Source organism: Aquimarina addita (assembly GCF_039539305.1).
Taxonomy (GTDB): Bacteria; Bacteroidota; Bacteroidia; order Flavobacteriales; family Flavobacteriaceae; genus Aquimarina; species Aquimarina addita.
The window spans coordinates 1-3,849 of sequence record NZ_BAABCW010000045.1; the positions used below are offsets into that span (position 1 = coordinate 1).

General features: G+C 29.2%; 2 protein-coding genes. Both read right to left on the bottom strand.

All coding sequences use genetic code 11. The annotated features are described in order from the left end of the window. On the bottom strand, positions 1–382 hold a 382-nt coding region (locus tag ABD816_RS21955; protein ID WP_344931043.1), incomplete at its 3' end, for a TubC N-terminal docking domain-related protein. An 8-nt stretch (positions 383–390) separates the two neighbouring features. After that, positions 391–3,846, bottom strand: coding sequence for an amino acid adenylation domain-containing protein (locus ABD816_RS21960; RefSeq protein ID WP_344931044.1), 3,456 nt, complete (start codon positions 3,844–3,846; stop codon positions 391–393). Positions 3,847–3,849 lie beyond the last annotated feature (3 nt).

Genomic DNA, 3,849 nt, shown 5'->3' on the forward strand with positions numbered 1-3,849 from the left:
GTCTGGATAGGATCATCTTCAATGCATCTTGTAATGCATCAATATCCAGATCTCCTTCTAAACGCAATACAACAGGGATGTGGTATTCTAAACTACCCTGCAATTGATCTAAGAACCATAAACGTTCTTGACTAAAAGATAGTGGGACTTTATCAATATTATCACGATTATAAGGAATAATTGATTCTTCTAATAAATTATTCCTATTTTGATATTTCTTAAGATATTGAATAATAAATTGCTTATTACTTTTTATTCTATTAAGTAATTCAGCATCGATTATACCAGTTTTTGATTTGAGTTTTAAACAACCATTTTCTAATTCTAATTTTATGTTTTCAGAATTTACTTTTCTAAGAATATCACCAATATTATTATTCATATCTTAAACTATATATTAATAATCATTTCGTATTCATCATCATCATCGCTAATAGGTTTTTTAATTTGTTCAAGGAATAGAGCTAAATCTTCGATAGTATTGAACTCGAAAATATCTTTAATAGCAATTTCTATTTTAAGAACGTTCCGAATCATGGATATCAAACGAGTAGCCAATAGGGAATGCCCTCCAAGTTCAAAAAAATCATCATCAACACTTATATTTTCTATGTTTAATAATTCTTTCCAGATGGAAGTTAATTTTTCTTCCATTTCATTTCGTGGAGCTATATATTCAGTTTTGTATGAATGAGAACTATTTAAACTAAGTAAACGCTTTTTATCAACCTTACCGCTATTATTAATTGGTAATGCTTCTAATTCAATGTATGATCCGGGAATCATATATTCTGGCAACTTAGATTTTAAAAATGTACGAAGTTCAGTTGAAGAAATTGATTTTGATTTAATCAAATTGACTGTATCATTAACAAATAATTTTTCATAAAATCGATTATGGCGATATAATTTTTCATGATTAGAAGACCTATAATTAAATTCAACATCATCACTCTCCATTCGATATAGTTTACCTTTAATGATGAAATCGGGATTTAAACCATTGTCAGAAAGTGTTCTAACAATATTAGCTTCAATATAATCTCCTATATTAACTTTAGTTTCATCATAAAATACAGGTATATATACTGGCAACCAACTGTATTTTTCTGAAAGTGTGTCAATAATTTCATCATCATCTATAAAAAGATTTAACCAAATAATAAATCCAGTTACAATAGAAGTTTTATTAAATTCCAAGCGGATGCTATGTGTTCCTTCTAGTTTTAAGGCACGTGTATAATTAAGATCTTCAAAGTTTTGATGATTCGTTATAACATTTTCAATAGGAAAATCTTCAATACACAAACGCAAATCAAATTTATATCCGACTTGATCAAATATTTTTTCTACATAGTGCTTTCCTAAATCATCAAATTGAAAGTCGTGAAGGTTATCAGGCAAATATACTCCAGCTATTTTAGTCAGACTCCTTTTGGGAATCATCTTTTCAGGTGATTTCAATAATTTTCTGCTCATATTTATGAGTTTTGCAGACCCTTCTGAACCACCAATCGGACCAACTATTTCTGAAACACAAAAATCAACTTTTTCTGGTAAATTAACTTCAGTAATATTATCATTTATTAAAATAATCTTATCACTTAAACCTATTTCGTGGATATGTTTTTTAGCTTTTAGGTAAACATCCTTAGAAATTTCAACAGAATAAACTTTTTTGGCTCCAGCTTCAATACAAAGCTTCGATAATATAGCATCAGGACCAGAACCTATATCTAAAACAACTTTACCTTTAATATGTTTTTTAAATACTCTTTTGTAATAACTATTTCTTTTAGTGTCCCCAGTAAGAGAATGGTATGCTAAATCGTCATAAACAAAATATTCTGAAATAGAAGCCCTAAGTTTTATCATTTTTCTTTTAGTAAAATAAGCTTTTAGCAAACTATTTCCTTGTTCGTCATTTTCCGCTATTACTGTAGCATTTTTGATCTTATCATAGTTCAAAATAGTATTTTTGATTTCTTCTAATTCAATCCTATAACCTCTAAGTTTTATCTGTTCATCTTTTCTTCCTAAAAAAATGATATTCCCATTTTTCAATCTTTTTCCTAAATCCCCAGTTTTATATAATCTAGTTCCAGGAATTTCACTAAAAGGGTTATTTACAAACTTACTTTTGGTTAAATCAGGAAGGTTTAGATATCCTCTTGCAACACCTATTCCTCCTATAAAAATTTCACCTATTACACCGTTAGGTACTAGTTTTTTTCTTTTATCTAGTATATGAATTTCAATATTTGCAATTGGTTTGCCTATCGTAATTAAATCATTATCTATTATTGGATCTTCTGACATGGTTACTCCAATTGTACTTTCTGTAGGTCCGTAAAAATTAATTACTCTTATTCCATTGGATTGAAAGGATTTTACTGCTTGAATATTTAATGATTCTCCAGCAGAAATTATTGTTTTTAAATTTGCAATATTATCTTCATTTTCTAACAAAGCTTGATAAGATGGGGGTAAAGTCACAATATCAATACTAAATTGGTTTATCAGCTCTATCAATAAATTTATTGATAATAGTTTTTCTTTTTTTGGAATAATTAAACTTGCACCTCCCAAAAGAGATGTAAATATTTCAGAGCAAGAAGCATCGAAACTCAATGAGGCAAACAATAAAATATTACTCGTAGAATTTATTCTAAATAAATTAATTTGATATAATATAAGATTTAGAAGACCTTTATGTTCAATCATTACTCCTTTAGGGTTTCCAGTTGATCCTGAGGTATAAATAATATAGGCTAAATCATTGGACGATTTCAAAAAAGAAGGGTTCTTGAGAAATGAATTATCATTTGGTAATTCATCTAATTCTATATCTATTGAAAATATATTAATCTTAAAATTTATAACATCAAAAAGGCTTTCTGATTCAATGATTAAAACTTTTGATTTAGTATCTTCTACTATAAATAATTTTCTAGTATTTGGATAATCAATATCGATCGGAACGTATGATGCTCCAGCTTTCAAAATTCCTAAAATTGAGATAATACACCATTCTGAACGATTTAACATTATAGTTACAAAATCATCTGCATTTAATTGATATTTTTCTTTTAAATGATGTGCTAAACGATTAGATTTTTCATTTAGTTCTTTGTATGTTAATTTTTTGTTATCAAAAACTACAGCAATATGTTCAGGGTTATTTTTGACCTGTTCCTCAAACAAGTCGATAACCGTTTTGTCTTTTGGGTATTCGACCTGTGTATTATTAAATACTTTTAATAACTGATGTTCTTCTTTGGGGGTTAACATTGATAAATCCCCAATAGCCATATCAGGGTTATCCGTTATACTAAAGAGTAGTTCACGGTAATGTACCGCCATGTGCTCAATGGTCGTTTGATCGTATAGGTCAGTACAGTAGTCTATGTTTAAGGAAATACCTAAATGTGTTTCAATAATGTTGAATTCTAAATCTAATGTCGAAACCCCTTCATCAACTTCATAAGGTGATAGGCTTAATCCTTCAAATTCTAATTCTCTGCCTTTAGGAATGTTATTAAGCATAAACTTTACTTGGAATAAAGGTGTTGTACTCATATCTCGTGTAACGACAACCTGGTCTACAACTTTTTCAAAAGGGACTTGTTGGTGGTCATACGCCTGCAATGTCATTTCTTTAATCTGTGACAACAAAGTGTTGAAAGAAGGGTTCCCACTTAAATCACTTCTAAGGGCTAGTATATTGACAAAAAAGCCAATCAATCCTTCTAATTCTTCCTGTGTTCTATTAGCTATTGGTGTCCCCACACAAATATCAACCTGTCCGCTATAACGGTATAGCAGTACTTTAAATGCTGATAGCAAAAC